The sequence below is a fragment of the Poriferisphaera corsica genome, from assembly GCF_007747445.1.
GTDB classification, from domain to species: domain Bacteria; phylum Planctomycetota; class Phycisphaerae; order Phycisphaerales; family Phycisphaeraceae; genus Poriferisphaera; species Poriferisphaera corsica.
On record NZ_CP036425.1, the window covers coordinates 2,301,470 to 2,316,335 of the forward strand.

At 50.3% G+C, this 14,866-nt stretch carries 14 protein-coding genes; 8 read left to right on the top strand and 6 right to left on the bottom strand.

What is annotated here, in order from left to right; all coding sequences use genetic code 11:
* Window positions 1-39 precede the first annotated feature (39 nt).
* On the bottom strand, window positions 40-558 hold the full coding sequence (gene def, locus KS4_RS09505) for a peptide deformylase (protein ID WP_200761125.1): 519 nt from the start codon (window positions 556-558) through the stop codon (window positions 40-42).
* Window positions 559-774: 216 nt separating this feature from the next.
* Here def and KS4_RS09510 point away from each other — a divergent pair, with 216 nt between their 5' ends.
* The 5 genes from KS4_RS09510 to KS4_RS09530 all read left to right on the top strand — a co-directional run bounded on the left by KS4_RS09510 (window position 775) and on the right by KS4_RS09530 (window position 5,710).
* Entirely contained in the window at window positions 775-1,110 is a 336-nt protein-coding gene (locus KS4_RS09510) for an HU family DNA-binding protein (RefSeq protein ID WP_145077389.1), read from the top strand.
* Between the two features lie 183 nt (window positions 1,111-1,293).
* Window positions 1,294-2,568, top strand: coding sequence for an aminotransferase class I/II-fold pyridoxal phosphate-dependent enzyme (locus KS4_RS09515; protein ID WP_145077391.1), 1,275 nt, complete (start codon window positions 1,294-1,296; stop codon window positions 2,566-2,568).
* A 330-nt stretch (window positions 2,569-2,898) separates the two neighbouring features.
* On the top strand, window positions 2,899-3,222 hold the full coding sequence (locus KS4_RS09520) for an ArsR/SmtB family transcription factor (RefSeq protein ID WP_145077393.1): 324 nt from the start codon (window positions 2,899-2,901) through the stop codon (window positions 3,220-3,222).
* A gap of 67 nt (window positions 3,223-3,289) precedes the next feature.
* Window positions 3,290-5,032 carry an FAD-dependent oxidoreductase gene (locus KS4_RS09525; RefSeq protein ID WP_145077395.1) on the top strand — a complete coding sequence of 581 codons (1,743 nt, stop codon included), beginning with the start codon at window positions 3,290-3,292 and terminating at the stop codon, window positions 5,030-5,032.
* Between the two features lie 111 nt (window positions 5,033-5,143).
* Window positions 5,144-5,710 carry a rhodanese-like domain-containing protein gene (locus tag KS4_RS09530; protein ID WP_145077397.1) on the top strand — a complete coding sequence of 189 codons (567 nt, stop codon included), beginning with the start codon at window positions 5,144-5,146 and terminating at the stop codon, window positions 5,708-5,710.
* Window positions 5,711-5,787: 77 nt separating this feature from the next.
* On the opposite strand, the gene KS4_RS09535 is transcribed toward KS4_RS09530, so the two are convergent.
* Window positions 5,788-6,927 (bottom strand): Mrp/NBP35 family ATP-binding protein, encoded by a 1,140-nt coding sequence (locus tag KS4_RS09535; RefSeq protein ID WP_145077399.1) that lies wholly within the window; start codon window positions 6,925-6,927, stop codon window positions 5,788-5,790.
* A gap of 233 nt (window positions 6,928-7,160) precedes the next feature.
* Between KS4_RS09535 and KS4_RS09540 the strand changes: the two genes are divergently transcribed.
* Entirely contained in the window at window positions 7,161-8,426 is a 1,266-nt protein-coding gene (locus KS4_RS09540; protein ID WP_200761126.1) for a Spy/CpxP family protein refolding chaperone, read from the top strand.
* Between the two features lie 90 nt (window positions 8,427-8,516).
* Here KS4_RS09540 and KS4_RS09545 read toward each other — a convergent pair whose 3' ends face one another.
* Both KS4_RS09545 and KS4_RS09550 read right to left on the bottom strand, forming a co-directional pair.
* A complete protein-coding gene (locus KS4_RS09545; protein WP_145081573.1) occupies window positions 8,517-9,446 on the bottom strand; it encodes an ABC transporter ATP-binding protein in 930 nt (309 codons plus the stop codon).
* Between the two features lie 63 nt (window positions 9,447-9,509).
* The gene (locus KS4_RS09550) at window positions 9,510-11,834 is read right to left on the bottom strand and encodes a hypothetical protein (RefSeq protein ID WP_145077403.1); all 2,325 of its coding nucleotides are present in this window, start codon (window positions 11,832-11,834) and stop codon (window positions 9,510-9,512) included.
* Between the two features lie 200 nt (window positions 11,835-12,034).
* Here KS4_RS09550 and KS4_RS09555 point away from each other — a divergent pair, with 200 nt between their 5' ends.
* Together KS4_RS09555 and KS4_RS09560 are read left to right on the top strand one after the other, a co-directional pair.
* Window positions 12,035-12,244, top strand: coding sequence for a hypothetical protein (locus KS4_RS09555; protein ID WP_145077405.1), 210 nt, complete (start codon window positions 12,035-12,037; stop codon window positions 12,242-12,244).
* A gap of 193 nt (window positions 12,245-12,437) precedes the next feature.
* Window positions 12,438-13,808, top strand: coding sequence for a dihydroorotase (locus KS4_RS09560; RefSeq protein WP_145077407.1), 1,371 nt, complete (start codon window positions 12,438-12,440; stop codon window positions 13,806-13,808).
* A gap of 248 nt (window positions 13,809-14,056) precedes the next feature.
* Here KS4_RS09560 and KS4_RS09565 read toward each other — a convergent pair whose 3' ends face one another.
* The gene (locus KS4_RS09565) at window positions 14,057-14,410 is read right to left on the bottom strand and encodes a hypothetical protein (protein WP_145077409.1); all 354 of its coding nucleotides are present in this window, start codon (window positions 14,408-14,410) and stop codon (window positions 14,057-14,059) included.
* Between the two features lie 93 nt (window positions 14,411-14,503).
* A complete protein-coding gene (locus tag KS4_RS09570) occupies window positions 14,504-14,866 on the bottom strand; it encodes a hypothetical protein (protein WP_145077411.1) in 363 nt (120 codons plus the stop codon).

The window sequence follows — 14,866 nt, forward strand, 5'->3', positions numbered from 1 at the left end:
AGCCTTCGTCACATCAACACTTATATCAACTTCAACAGACTAACGATCAATACTTTCCAACTCTTTAATCAGCTTACGATTTGCCATCTTGTCCATCATTTTCATCTTATCAATGATCAATACACCATCGAGATGATCGTTTTCATGCTGCCACACGCGAGCTGGAAAATCGTCTGATTGGAGCGCAAATTCATTACCATGCTCATCTAATGCTGTAATCGTCACACCAATCGGCCGATTCACCTCACCACGAATCTCTGGCAAGCTCAAACACCCCTCATCCATCCACTCCATTTCCTTGGTCGCATCAGATATAACTGGGTTAATGAACACCATATCATCACCAGGCTCAGCAGTCGGGTTACACACGAATAACCGCCAATCCAGCCCGACCTGTGGAGCTGCCAGCCCCACGCCACGATTCTCGTGCATCAGCTCTATCATCCGTTTTGCGACTTCCTTCACCTCGTCATCAATCATCTCGACAGGCTTCGCCTTCTTCCTGAGAACCGAGGCAGGATAATTCACGATCTTCAACTTTGATGCTTCTACACTCATGCCACGATGTTAGATTGAACGCTCTGTGACGGCAAGCAGAGAAGTAAATCTTCACCAATACAGGATTTGGGGCTTGACCCAGCCATAGACAATTGGCATACTGCTATTAGAATTTGGGGAGGTCATTGGGAGCATGGGCTCAGAATAGACCTGTCACCGGGGCTGAAAACAAGTCTGAACCCGACTTACTGAAACGCAGATTGAGAGGCTAGATTCATGGCCAGAACTGTCACAAAAAAAGAACTTGTAGATCGCATCGCTGACGCAACCGGTCAGAAGCGCGTTGTCGTTAAGAAAATCGTCCAGACTTTCCTCGATAACATCACCATCGAGCTGGGCAAAGGCAATCGTCTTGAATTCCGCGACTTCGGTGTATTCGAAGTCAAGCAACGTCAAGCACGCATGGCTCAAAACCCTAAAACGCTCGAACGCGTTGAAGTCCCTCCAAAACGCACCGTCAAATTCAAAGTCGGACGCGTGATGAAGCAGGTACTCTCAGGCGAGATCTCCGAAAGCGAATACATTAGCAACATCGATGACTTCGATGCATAGCCTTGTCATTCGCTAAACCACTATCCAATAGCACGTTAAAGCCCGCTTTTTAGCGGGCTTTTTCATGCTTTATCAAACCTCATCCAAACCCAAGCGTACCACTATCAACGACGCTTCACAGCCAATCACCAACACAATCCGTTATACTCAGCCTTTTAAACCGTAATCACCACAAACAACACGATGGATAACACCACCACTCAATCCAACCTTAACTTACGCGAACAACTACAGTTGGAACTCGATCATCGAGACAGCTTTGCGATGAAGCGGCAGCTCCGTACCATCCACGGCTCAGGCCGCATCGTTCAACATCAAAACCAATCACTCATCAACCTCGCCAGCAACGACTACCTCGCACTTGCAAACCACCCCCATCTCAAAGAAGCCGCAATCAACGCAACCCTCAAGTACGGCACGGGTTCCGGCGCATCCAAAATCGTTACAGGCCATCTCGACATCCATCAACAAGTCGAATCCAAATTCGCCGCCTTTAAGCATGCCCAATCCGCCCTCCTCTTCCCCACCGGTTACGCCGCCAATTTCGCCGTCCTCACCTCCCTTGCAGCTCCCGGCGACCTCATTTGTCTCGATAAACTTTCACATAACTCCCTCATCGACGCTGCAAATGCCTCAAATGCCACCGTCCGCACCTTCCCACACCTGCAAACGGACAAACTCCACAAGCTTCTCAGCCGTCACATGGGCATTTCCAGCTCACCAGAGCCGAAGATGCCCCCTATCGCACAACAAACCGCCTACAAGCCTCTGCAACGCCCTTCACGCCGCTTTATCGTCGCTGACGCCATCTTCTCCATGGACGGCGACGCCGCCAACCTCAACGAGCTCATCGCCATCGCAGAGCAATACGATGCCACCCTCATCGTTGACGAAGCCCACGGCACCGGAATCCTCGGTAGGAATGGCTCGGGCCTCTGTGAAGCACAAAATCTATCCGGCCAGATCGATATCGTCATCAGTACCGCCAGCAAAGCCCTCGGCTCTCTCGGTGGTATCGTCACCGCCGATCGTGTCATCACCGACACCATCCTAAACCTCGGCAAAACCATTATTTACACCACTTCAGTCCCTCCCGCGCAAGCCGCAACCATCGGTGCCGCAATCGATATCATCCAATCTGAGCCCAAGCGTCGACAAGATCTCCAGCAAATGTGCCTCCATTTCCGCACTAAACTACTCAAAATGGGTTGGCAACTCCCACTCCTCCGCTCAGATCTCGAAATCACACCCATTTTCCCACTCATCCTCGGCTCACCCCAAGCAGCACTCGATGCTGCTCAATCCCTCCAAAATGCAGGCTTCCTTGCCTTCGCTTCACGCTACCCCGCTGTCCCACGAGGCACAGATCGTGTCAGAATCAGCCTGCGTGCAGACCTCACGCCAGAAGATATTGATCGCTTACTCTTGGCCATCAAAACACTTACACCTGCCCAGTAAATACCATTCCATCGCTTCCAAGAGCAATTTGTATGAATATACTTAGGCCTTGCCTGCAAATAATGTCAGTAAAGGATCGATAAAATACCTTCGACTTGCACAATCGACCCTCTGATCAACGCATGAATAATTACGCAAGACGCTTTAAAACTCCCTATTTGTCACTTCAGGCCCATTTAACCCGCTCATTTTCTTTTCCACTTTCGATCGCAATTTCAATATTTCCACAATTTTCTAAACATTTACTTGTTATATCACGATACTTTGATATATTGATATTGTAATGTTTTGATTATTACAGGCTCACCCCAAAAACAATGGAGCTTGAAAATGCAATCAGCCTCGAAACCAACCGAACAGGAACTCGAACTCAAAGTTCTTGAAATGGCCGCCGACGTCCTCAAAGTCCTCGCACACCCATATCGCCTCAAGATCGTCGAACTTCTGAGCGAAAACCGTCTCTCCGTCGGCGATCTTGCCGAGCACCTCGATCTTGCACACAACGCTGTCTCTCAGCATCTCAGCCAGATGAAAGCGCACGGTATCCTCGACGTCGTACGTGTCGGCAGAACCGCCTACTACCACGTCATCAATCCCAACGCGACTAACGTCATCAAGTGCATCAAAGAGCACGGCTGCGGTCGGAAACAATAACATCTTCTTCCCACACACATCTCACACGCCTGTATCGATCATTCACCAGTAACAAAAAGGCAAGACCATGAACAACCGGGATAACAATACAAGCGCATCCACAATCGTCATCATCGGCGGCGTTGCCGGCGGAGCATCCGCAGCAACACGCGCTCGCCGTATCAACGAACACGCAAACATCATCCTCCTCGAAAAAGATGGCTACGTCAGCTTCGCAAACTGTGGTCTTCCCTACTACATCGGCGGTGAAATCCAACAGCGAGAAAAACTTCTCGTTGCCAAACCCGAACTTCTAATCAACCGCTACAACATTGACGTTCGCGTCCACAACAAAGCCACTGCAATCGACAAGCTCAACAAGCAAATCACCGTCGAAAATACACAAACCGGTGAAACTTACACCCTGCCCTACAATCAACTCATCCTCTCACCCGGCGCACGCCCCATCGTTCCACCAATCCCCGGCATCGAAACCGAAAACGTCTACACACTACGCAATGTCGAAGATACCGACCGCATCAAATCCTTCCTTGACCTCAACCCCAACATCAAGCACATCACCGTCGTCGGCGCCGGTTTCATCGGCCTCGAAATGGTTGAACAACTCCACAACCTCAACATCGCCGTCACTCTCATCGAACTCCAACCACAAGTCCTCCCCCTCCTCGATCCTGACTTCGCCATCATGCTCGAAGACGAACTCACACAAAACAACATCGACGTCCTCACCGGTGATGGCCTCCAAACCATCAACCCAGACGAACAAAACAAAATCGCCAGCGTCACTCTCAACAGCGGCAAAACCATCGACACCGACATGGTACTACTCGGCATCGGTGTTGCACCTAACAATGAGTTAGCCACTGATGCAAACATACCCATCGGCGATCGCGGCGGTATCAAGACCAATCTCAAACATCAAACCGCAGACCCCGCCATCTACGCCGTTGGTGACGTCGCTGAATATGTCTACAAACCTACTAACCAGACCATGCGCGTCCCACTCGCAGGCCCAGCCAACCGCGCAGGACGCATCGCAGGCACCTACGCCGCCTCATACAACCCCGACAACGAAAAACGCTACACACCACATGATGCTCACAAGCTCGACATGTCGCCAGTCCTCGGCACATCCGCCGTCCGCGTCTTCTCCCTCACCGCCGCAATGACAGGTCTCTCACTGAAAATGGCACGAAACACCGACCAAAATATCGCTAGCGTCACCGTCACCGCCAACCATCACGTCGGTTATTACCCCGGCGCGACCCCCATCACACTCAAGCTCGTCTACAACGCCGACACCGGCCTCATCCTCGGCGCGCAAGCCATCGGCAAAAACGCTGTCGATAAACGCATCGACGTCATCGCCACCCTCATGCACATGAACGGCACCGTCCACGACCTCATCGGCCTCGACCTCGTCTACGCACCTCCTTTCGGCGCCGCCAAGGACATCGTCCATCAAGCCGGCTTCGCCGCGACCAACCAACTCAACAACATCGTCAACGTCATACAGCCCGATGAAATCTCATCCGAAATGCAAATACTCGACGTACGCACCGATTCAGAGCACGCCGCCAATCAAATCCCCAGCTCTCTCCACATCCCACTCGACGATCTGCGAAACCGTATCGATGAGCTCAATGCCGACATAACTTACGCCGTCATCTGCGGCAGCGGCCTACGCAGCTACATCGCCACACGCATTCTCACACAACGCGGCATCGAAAATGTACACAACGTATCAGGCGGCATGACCTCATGGCTCCGTCACCAAAAAGCAGCCAAACCCCAGCAAGCCACCGTATAACGAAAACAAAGACGAACCAACGTCTATTTTAATTTCACAAAAGAACAACGCGAGAACAAGCGAGATGGGCTTTTTGGAGATCGCCCATCTCGCCTAAGGGACAAAATCAAGATGAACACGATCAATCCAACCGAATGCTACAAACAAATCACTGATAGCCCCACCACATCACACCTCATCGATGTTCGCACACCCGGTGAACACGCTCAAATCCACGCCAATAACGCGCAACTATTCCCACTCGACAAACTCAACCCCGAACAAGTGATCAGCACCCTCGGCTGCGCAGATTGCGACACCATCTACATCCTCTGCCATTCCGGTGCACGCGCTCAAAAAGCACAAGCCAAATTCCAAGCCGCCGGCCACGCCAACACCGTCGTCGTCGATGGCGGCACACAAGCCTGGGCAGCAGCCGATCTACCCATCGAAAAAGCTGAAAAACAAACCATGTCCCTTCAGCGCCAAGTTCAAATCGCAGCCGGCGCGATGATCACGCTCGGCGTTGTCTTGGCGTTTTCACTTCACTGCTCATTCATCGCCATCTCCGCTTTCGTCGGACTCGGACTCATGTTTGCAGGCCTCACCAACACCTGCGGCCTCGCCATCTTTCTCGCCAAAATGCCATGGAACAATCCCAAAGGCTGTGTCACAAACTGCTCATGCCCCATCAACTAATACTTGATTAGATTTAATTAAAAAAAAGCTCAACGTGAAATACGTTGAGCTTATTCTTTTTCACTTATTTAATCAGATCAGCTAATGCTAATCGAAGGAGTCCAATCCTCCGGCCCACTCAATGACACCTGATGCGTCAGCCGTTTCGCAACATTCATCAATTCTTCACCCAACTTAGAATCCTCAAAATTCGCCGTCGGATCACCCGCATCAGAATTCTTCCGCAACCCCATATTAATCGGGATCGAACCCAGGAACGGCACACCATTCTCTTGAGCCATCATCTCCGCCCCACCTCTCCCAAAGATATCGTACTCAACCCCATCATTCCCAATAAAATACGACATATTTTCAACCACGCCCAAAATATTTATATCCAATTGCTCGAACATTTTCAGCGCTCTAACAGCATCATCCTGCGCCACCTTCTGAGGCGTACACACAACCACTGCCCCAGCCAATGGCAACAACTGCGACAGGGTTAACGGTACATCACCCGTTCCCGGCGGTAGATCGATAATCAAATAATCCAAATCACCCCAATCCGTCTGCGTCGCCAATTGTTTAAACGCGCCATGCGCCATCGGCCCGCGCCAAATCAAAGGCTTATCATCCTCCACCAATGCCCCAATCGTCGTCACCTTCACACCGTGCATCTCAAACGGCACGATCATATTCCCTATTGTCTTTAATTCCAATTTATCCGTCCCCAACATTGTCGGCAGTGACGGCCCATAAATATCACCATCCATTATCCCAACCTTCGCGCCACTCCTCGCAAGCGCCACCGCCAGATTCACTGACACCGTTGATTTACCAACGCCGCCTTTGCCTGCACCCACTGCAATCACATGCTTCACGCTCGGCAACGGATTGCTCGCCCGCGCAACATCCTGTGGCGACTGTTCCGCTTGCTCTTCAGCTTGCTCCTGACCACCACCATTTGCCGTAGCTGCTTCCTGCTCCGCAGCCGTCAACCGATAAGCAAAGCTCACTTCCACCTTCGCAAGATTAAGCTCACGAAGTGCCTCACGAATCCGCCCTTCGAGCATCTCCTTAATCCCAGCGGCCGACTTCGGAAGTGTCACCGTAATATCTGCCAACCCATCACAATATGCGACATTCGTGACCATATTCAGCGTCACAATATCCCGGTGTAACTCCGGATCCATCACAGTCTTCAATCGCTCTAAAATTGCTGCTTTATCGATCGCCATGCTTAATGACTCCCTGTCCATGCTTATTCAATCGTTACAGATCAACATTCTACCCAAAACCAACATCTCACGCCCAACACACCCTTTCGCGTAATTTTTTCTTCCGAATCTTGCAATATCTCACCGCACCCCCCGTTATCCCATTCAGAAAAGCATGACACATTGCATCGCCCGTTTCAGTTTCCAAGGTTCCCCCAACCAACTAATATGGGCCAATAAAAAGGATGACTACGATGCGCTACAAAACGATAACACTCGTCTGTGCACTACTGATGACAACCTCACTCGCAACATCATCAGCTTTCGCACAACAGCAATGTGAAACCAAAGATTGCCCCGCGCAAACCGCTCGGCAAGGTCAGAAAAATTTCAAACAACAACGTCACTTCCAAGACGGTAAACAAAACAGACCTCAATTCTCTCAAAATAAACGCATGTTCGAAAAAGCGCTGATGAGAGACATCAACCTCACCGCTGAACAAAAAGCTGAAATCGCCGAAATCAAAGAACAATCCATCAGTGATCGCAAAGATTGGTACAAAAAAAATACTAAAAAGATTGACGCACTCGAAGAAGAAATCCAAACCGCCAAAAAGACCGGCGACAAACAAGACCTCGCCAAGCTCCGCTACCAGCTCCGCGATCTCATGAACAACGCCCCCACACCGACCGACACACTCAAAAAAATCAGCGGCGTACTCACCCCCGAGCAACGCAAAGATTTCAAACGTAACCACTCCTCCATCAAAGACAATTGGCAGGGCAAGCACGGCAACCGCGAACAAGCTCGTAGCCGCAGTAATAAAGATTCCTTCGGCTTCAATAGTTTCGAAGGCGATGATCGCGGTTCAGAAAAACGCATGCGTGACCGTGATGGCGACCGTGATCAGCGCATGAAACGACGCGGTCACAACGACTCCGACGGCGATCGCGGCCCCCGTATGCATGACCGTGATAATGACGATCGTGGACCACGCAGCCGCATGAACGATGACAGTAGGCAAGAAAACAGGCACGGCCCCGGCTCCATGCTCCGCTCCTTATTCCGTGATCTTGACCTCACCAGTGATCAAAAAGAACAAATCCGTGAGATCGTAGAATCTGGACGCGAAGAGCATCAAGCATGGCGTGAAGAAAATCAAGACGATCTCCGCGCCCTCAAAGAAGATATGCGTGAAGCGATGCAAGACAAAGATCGTGAAGCCGCTCAAAGCATCCGCGAAAAAATGAGTGACCTCATGTCCTCCGCTCCAAGCCCACGTGACGGCCTCAATGAAATCAAGTCCGTACTCACCAAGAAGCAGAAAAAGCAGCTCGAAGAAAACCTCTCCGAATTGCGTCCCCCACGCGACCGCATGGATCGCCCAAGGCGCGGTGATGATCGTGATGATGACGACCGCCCTCGCGCAAAACGTTCAAGACGCGGCGATGACAACAACGAGCAAGATCGCCCACATAAAAAACGCAAACAACGCCGTCAAGATGACAGCGATTCATAAATCTAACTACGCGTTAGCACCAGTAGAAAAACCCGATCGTTCTGATCGGGTTTTTCTTTATCATTCAATATCAATCATCCACCCCATTTTTTACTGAACCAAACCCTTCGTCAATCGCATAAACGCTGTCTCCAGATTCACCTTCTCTTCTTCCAGCCGCGTCAACGCAAAACCATTCTCAATCAACTTCTGTGCAATCACCGGCGCTCCACACAACTCCGCATCAAGATCTACCTTGATATGCTCGTTATGCAACTCTGCATCATGCACGCCCGGCAAACCCTTCAACATCATCATCGCATCAGCCCGACGCTCCGCAACGTCAATATGCAGCACCGCCCCCGTCTTCGCACGCTCAATGATCTCATCAATCGTCCCAACAAAACGCAACTGTCCTTGCTCGATAATCCCAACCTTATTACACAAATCCGCAAGCTCCAGCAAAATGTGCGACGAAATCAAAATCGTCTTCCCCATCCGGTGCAATTCCTTCAAAAGCTCACGCATCTCAATACGCGCTCTCGGGTCAAGACCACTCGCCGGCTCATCCAAAAGCAGTACCTTCGGATCGTGCAACAACACACGCGCAACCGACAACCGCTGCTGCATCCCGCGTGATAACGAGTTCACCTCAGCATCAATCTTGTACGACAAATCCGTCAGATCAAGCACGTCCTTAATGATCCGCTCTCGCTGCTCGCCATTAATGTCATACGAAGCCGCAAAAAATTCCAGATACTCCTTCACCACCATATCCTGATACGAACCAAAATAGTCCGGCACGTAACCAATGATCGAACGCACCGCACGCGCATTCACCGGCCCAACTGACAACCCATCAATACGCGCCTCGCCCCATGTCGGCTTCAGCAACGTCGCCAAAATCTTGATCGTCGTCGTTTTCCCCGCACCGTTCGGCCCAATAAAGCCAAAACAGTCACCCTGCTCTATCTCAAGATTCAAATTCGCAAGCGCCATCAATTCACCATAACGCTTCGTCAAATTAATCGTTTGAATCATAGCCATCGACATATATCTCCAAAATCTTCCCAGAATAAGTCAACCATCTTCACATCCAACACATCATTTCACAATCGGTAACCACCATCTCACTACCGTCGTCCCCTTCGACGGCAACATCGTTCCATCCACACTTAGCGGCAACGGCAACGAACCGTCATCCATGTACCCAATCACAATCAAGCCTCGCTGTTTCGTCCAGTCTGAAATATCAAACTCACGACCCAACGCACGCGAAAAATAGTTCGCATCCTTATTGTTCTGCACCCTGAAATCAGGCGTCGGCAACATCGCATAAAAACTCAACATCTCAAGCCGCTCTGTCACCTCCACCTTGCCCGGTTCCGAAATGCCGCCTCCCTGAAAACCTCCCAGACCAAGACCTCGGCCAGCATGCTTCACACTTAATTTGCCCAAATAACCTTCCTGTCGCAATATCCGCTTGTCATATCGCGCAATCGGCATAATCAACGGCTGCGCCCCCTTCTCACGCTTCTCAAACTTCAGCGTCTCACCGCTAAACCATTTCTTATCCGTCTTCTGTAATCGCCAAAACCAAAACTCTCGCCCATTCCCTTTAGAATACACAAACGCAACATCTCTTAGCGCAAATGGCAACGTATTTTTCAACTCACCAATCGGCCACCCACGATCATCTAACCGTAAGTTAGCCGTAGGTGTCGGCCAGATATCCTTCAGACCACTCTGCTCCTCACTCAACTCACCATAAAAATCCGCCTCAAGCATCTTCGTCGTCGAACGGAAAGGAACCACGGCCCGGTGCGGCCCACTCGACCTCACATCATAATTCTGCGGATCCAAAAACCTTGACCGCAATTTATCCGAGCTAACCCCAGGCGAACTTAACAACTCACGATTATCCGCCACACCCATATCCGGTGCGACATCCAACTCGACATTCCCAAACGTCGGCATATAAACACTCATCCAAGATTTCACCCGCGATTTACCCGTCACCGAATCCATATCCAACAACGTCAAGTGCGTAATCGACGCATCCGTTGGCCGAATCATGTACGCACCGCCCCACGCAATCCCCACAAAAATAAGGACCAAACCCGAAAACACCACCCATGAATATTTGTGTTTCTTCCTCGCCTTTAGCACAAAGAAACTGATCGGCCCAGCCACCAGCCAATAAACCGCAAACACTAACAACGCCAACAACAACGCTGGCCCCGTCGTGTTTTTCATCGTAATCATCGAACCCCAAAAATCCGTCAGATCGTTCCCCGTGTAGCTCGACGTAATCCGCCCAGCCTTAACCTCTTCCTTCACGAACGCATTGCGATACGTCGGAGATTGCCAACCAAAAATACGATTCCAAATCGGATACAACTCTCGTCCCGGCAAACCCATCTGCCGCAAAGACGCACTATTCATATCAATCCCAAACACCGTCACCGTACCAAACCCATACCGCTTCGACACGATCAACGCATTACCGTTCACATCACGCCCAATCACCGATACCAACGGATCACGCTGATCAACATCAAGCGCCAACATCTGTATCTCACTCGCCACCCTGCCCACAGGCGGACGCCCAACAATATTCTGTGGCGGCTTCGCCGTAATCAATCGCATCCGCGTTTTATCTACCGGCAACAAATCGGCCAAACCACTCGATGTCCACTGCTGACCCACCGGCGGCAACATCACCACCAAATGACCACCACGTTCAACCCACTCACGCACCGCCTGCAACATCGCATCATTCACACGCGATCCGCTCGGCGATCCACCATTCGGATTCCAGATCATCGTATTCAACAACGACAACCCATACCAACGATCAGGCAGTCGATCGAACGACAAATCTCGCACCTGCAAAAAATACTCATGCTGCGTAAAGTACGGCTTATCATTCCCCAACCCCCAACTCTCGTTCGAACTCTCACCCATGTAGGCATTCAAACCCATTGAACCGCCCGCCCCCATCACACCGATCGCACTCGACCGTTCATACAAAACCTTTTGCGGCTTCTCCTCCACTCGCGCCAGCATCACCCCGCTTTCCTTATCCAACACCTCAATCTGAAACGTATCGTTCCGATTGAACGTCATCACAGGCTTCCCATACAACCACATCGACTGCTGCACCTGTGCCTGAAGCGTCACTTCACGCTGCATCAAGACGACGTCACCACCATCATCGCGCATCCGCAACTGACAGATCACTGCGCGCGGCTCGGCCGCATTGCTGACCAGATTCAAACGCACCGGCGTCCACGTACCTGGGCGCACAATACCACCCAAGCCGATATCCGAAGCCTGCACGCTCAGATCAACCGTGTCTAACTGGCCAAACGCATTACTGCTAACAAAGAGCAGCCCGATCAAAATCGCAAACAAATAACGTTTCATAATATTTTCTAGGTATCCCGGCATGCCATTTAGTTTACTTAAATCTCTGAATTTTCACAGTCTTACAATTCAAATTTCAACACAACTCATCCCCCGTCATCCTGCTCCAATTGTCCACAAAGACCGATAAGACAACCTCCTCATCACACCACATACTCATCTCAATTCTGGTCGATAAATACTCTGTGGATTCACAAGCAATGCAATTCGTCATAATCGTCACGCTCATCTGCTCCTACCTGTTGGTTCAGCGGATTCTGGGCCTGCTCGCCAAATTCGCATCCCAAAACGTTGAACGCCATGACCTCATGGTCGATGCCCTCCAGATGCGAAAGAACTACATCGAAGCGATGCAGAAGTGGACACAAGTTGACGAAGAAGATCACGACATCAACGTCGACATCATGTAATCCGCATCCCCCCCTGTTTCGTCTCATTCAATTTTCATTTTCGCCTTGATTTGTAGTGCATTGCTGATAAATGACACTCAACTCAATGATCAGCAAGCACATATCGTTCGTAACCGCCGCTTGCGTCTAGCACTCATACGTTGAAAACTGGTGGCTGTGCGAATGTTGTGCGTGTGTTTGATATCATGATCGCATGGCAACAATTACGATCAAAAACGGACGCGTCATTGACCCCCTCAACCAAGTAGACGAAGTCACTGACGTTGTGATTCACAACGGAAGCATAAAAAAAGTCGGAAATGAGCCAAATCCCGCTACCGGCGAGGATTGCATCACCATCGACGCGGGTGGCTGCATCGTCGCGCCGGGTCTGATTGATGTTCACGTCCACTTCCGCGAGCCGGGTCAGGAAGAGAAAGAAACCATCGCTACCGGCAGCGCCGCAGCCGTCGCAGGCGGCTTCACCTCGGTCTGCTGCATGCCCAATACACAACCCACACTCGATGACGATGTGCAAGTCGATTTTGTATACCGTCAAGCAGAACGAGCGAATCTCGCGAACGTTTACCCAGTTGGTGCTGCGACTAAAGGACGACTAGGCAAAGAGTTATCCGAAATGGGCTTGATGGATCGCGCGGGCGCCGTTGCGTTCTCCGACGATGGATGCGCCGTCGCCAACCCTGCGGTGATGAATAAAGTGCTCATGCAAGCGGCCATGCTCGGCAAAGTCTTCATGCAGCACTGTGAGGATCCAGACATGGGCGGTGGTGCGATGAACGCGGGCGTCACCTCAACGAGATTGGGCCTAAAAGGTTGGCCGCGCGTTGCGGAAGACCTGATTATTCAACGAGATATATTGCTGAACAAGTACATGGGTTTCAAAGCTCAATGGCATGCTCAGCACATGAGTAGTGCAGGCGGGATCGAGATGATCCGCGAAGCCCGCAAGCAATCGGTCAACATCACTGGCGAAGCCAGCCCGCATCATCTTCTCCTAACTGATGATATGTGCGGCAATTATGACACGAACTTCAAGATGAATCCGCCGCTGCGTGGCAAAGACGACATCGCGGCGATCATTGAAGGCATTGTGGACGGGACGATCACGATTCTTGCAACCGACCACGCCCCGCATACACGCGAAGAGAAAGAACTCGAGTTCGCGGCCGCACCGTATGGCATCATCGGCCTTGAAAACGCCCTCGCCTGCTACGCCAAGGCATTGATTGAGAGTGGTGCGATCGATTGGCCTCAGATGCTGGCGATGATGACGATCAATGGCGCAAAGCTTGTTGGGTTAGAGAGTAAGGGTCACCTGAGCGAAGGCGCGGACGGTGATGTGGTATTGATTGATCCGGAGATGGCTTGGACGATTGATGTGAATAAATTCGCAAGTAAAGGCCGCAACTGCCCGTTTGACGGCTGGGATGTGAAAGGCCAAACGATTGGCACGATCGTCGGCGGTGAGCTGAAATTACTTCGTGAGGATGAACGTTTGAAGGCCGGCCAGAGTGGCGCGGTGAGCGATCCGCAGCAACTTCTGAATGCCTTTTACAAGAGCTAAAACACTCTGCTCCGGACTAAGATTAAACTGAAACGATAACACCGCCGGCTTACCAAAGTCGGCGGTGTTGTGCGCACGATTTTTCGATTTTAGTGATTTACCCGTAGGCGTTTTGGTTCACTTTTCGCCAGCTTTGATGCGTTTTCGATCAGATTTGGTCAGAAATGATGAAGAAAATGCGCATTTTGATTCACCAAAACCGCTGCATTTTCGTTTTTGTGCGCACCTAAAAATTATTTCTCACATAATCAGTTTTCAGATGATCCAGATTGTTTTTGCAATCGTGCCAAATGAAGCTGCGTGATTTGATTGTCGCGATCACGTTTGAGCTGGCTGTTTGCGTTGAACTGCCCGAAGCCAAAGAAGGCACATGCGATCATAAAAGCAATGGATTTGATCTGTATGTTGCTACCTAAAAAAAGTGCAGGGATGAAGATCACCCAGATAAAGATCCACCAGAACAGGAAGCGATTATTGATCGTCTTTCGGTTTTTCTCGTAATTTGAAACGATTGATTCGGTGAGCTTGACCACCTTGGGATCATCATGGGATGCGTAATCACGGATCAGCTTTTCGATATGATCGTTTTCTGCGTCGAACATGCATGCCTCCGGTTGTGTGAGTTCAACACTTAACGCTAATAATTTAGCGTATGCCAGAGGATATTGCAATGCTTATCGCTAATTTTTTAGTTTTTACTTTTCAAGCTTGCCTGCTAAGTCAGCGATCTGGATTTGGATCAGTTTTAGTTCTTTTTGAACACTCAATTTTGCAATCGTAATGTAGTACCTGATATAGCCGCCTAATGAGTTCAAGATGATGAGCAAAGCCCATATTTCATTGTAGGTTTTATCTTCGAGGATATATGTTTTGAAAAGAATGGCTGAGATTCCAAACAATCCCCAGCCATAGACCCATACACAGATCCAAAAGGTTGTTCGTTTCTTCTGCTTTCTGAATTCATCAAGAACACTCTCGTGCTTCAAATCATCATCGTCTATCTCAATATCGATTTCATCAGTCATCCAACGTTTCAATTTGGATTCATGTTCCTGCAT

What these genes read in the sequence shown, in the direction of transcription:
- def (WP_200761125.1), bottom strand. Translation starts at nt 558, where the DNA reads ATGAGTGTAGAAGCATCAAAGTTGAAGATCGTGAATTATCCTGCCTCG.
- KS4_RS09510 (WP_145077389.1), top strand. Translation starts at nt 775, where the DNA reads ATGGCCAGAACTGTCACAAAAAAAGAACTTGTAGATCGCATCGCTGAC.
- KS4_RS09515 (WP_145077391.1), top strand. Translation starts at nt 1,294, where the DNA reads ATGGATAACACCACCACTCAATCCAACCTTAACTTACGCGAACAACTA.
- KS4_RS09520 (WP_145077393.1), top strand. Translation starts at nt 2,899, where the DNA reads ATGCAATCAGCCTCGAAACCAACCGAACAGGAACTCGAACTCAAAGTT.
- KS4_RS09525 (WP_145077395.1), top strand. Translation starts at nt 3,290, where the DNA reads ATGAACAACCGGGATAACAATACAAGCGCATCCACAATCGTCATCATC.
- KS4_RS09530 (WP_145077397.1), top strand. Translation starts at nt 5,144, where the DNA reads ATGAACACGATCAATCCAACCGAATGCTACAAACAAATCACTGATAGC.
- KS4_RS09535 (WP_145077399.1), bottom strand. Translation starts at nt 6,927, where the DNA reads ATGGCGATCGATAAAGCAGCAATTTTAGAGCGATTGAAGACTGTGATG.
- KS4_RS09540 (WP_200761126.1), top strand. Translation starts at nt 7,161, where the DNA reads ATGCGCTACAAAACGATAACACTCGTCTGTGCACTACTGATGACAACC.
- KS4_RS09545 (WP_145081573.1), bottom strand. Translation starts at nt 9,446, where the DNA reads ATGATTCAAACGATTAATTTGACGAAGCGTTATGGTGAATTGATGGCG.
- KS4_RS09550 (WP_145077403.1), bottom strand. Translation starts at nt 11,834, where the DNA reads ATGAAACGTTATTTGTTTGCGATTTTGATCGGGCTGCTCTTTGTTAGC.
- KS4_RS09555 (WP_145077405.1), top strand. Translation starts at nt 12,035, where the DNA reads ATGCAATTCGTCATAATCGTCACGCTCATCTGCTCCTACCTGTTGGTT.
- KS4_RS09560 (WP_145077407.1), top strand. Translation starts at nt 12,438, where the DNA reads ATGGCAACAATTACGATCAAAAACGGACGCGTCATTGACCCCCTCAAC.
- KS4_RS09565 (WP_145077409.1), bottom strand. Translation starts at nt 14,410, where the DNA reads ATGTTCGACGCAGAAAACGATCATATCGAAAAGCTGATCCGTGATTAC.
- KS4_RS09570 (WP_145077411.1), bottom strand. Translation starts at nt 14,866, where the DNA reads ATGCAGGAACATGAATCCAAATTGAAACGTTGGATGACTGATGAAATC.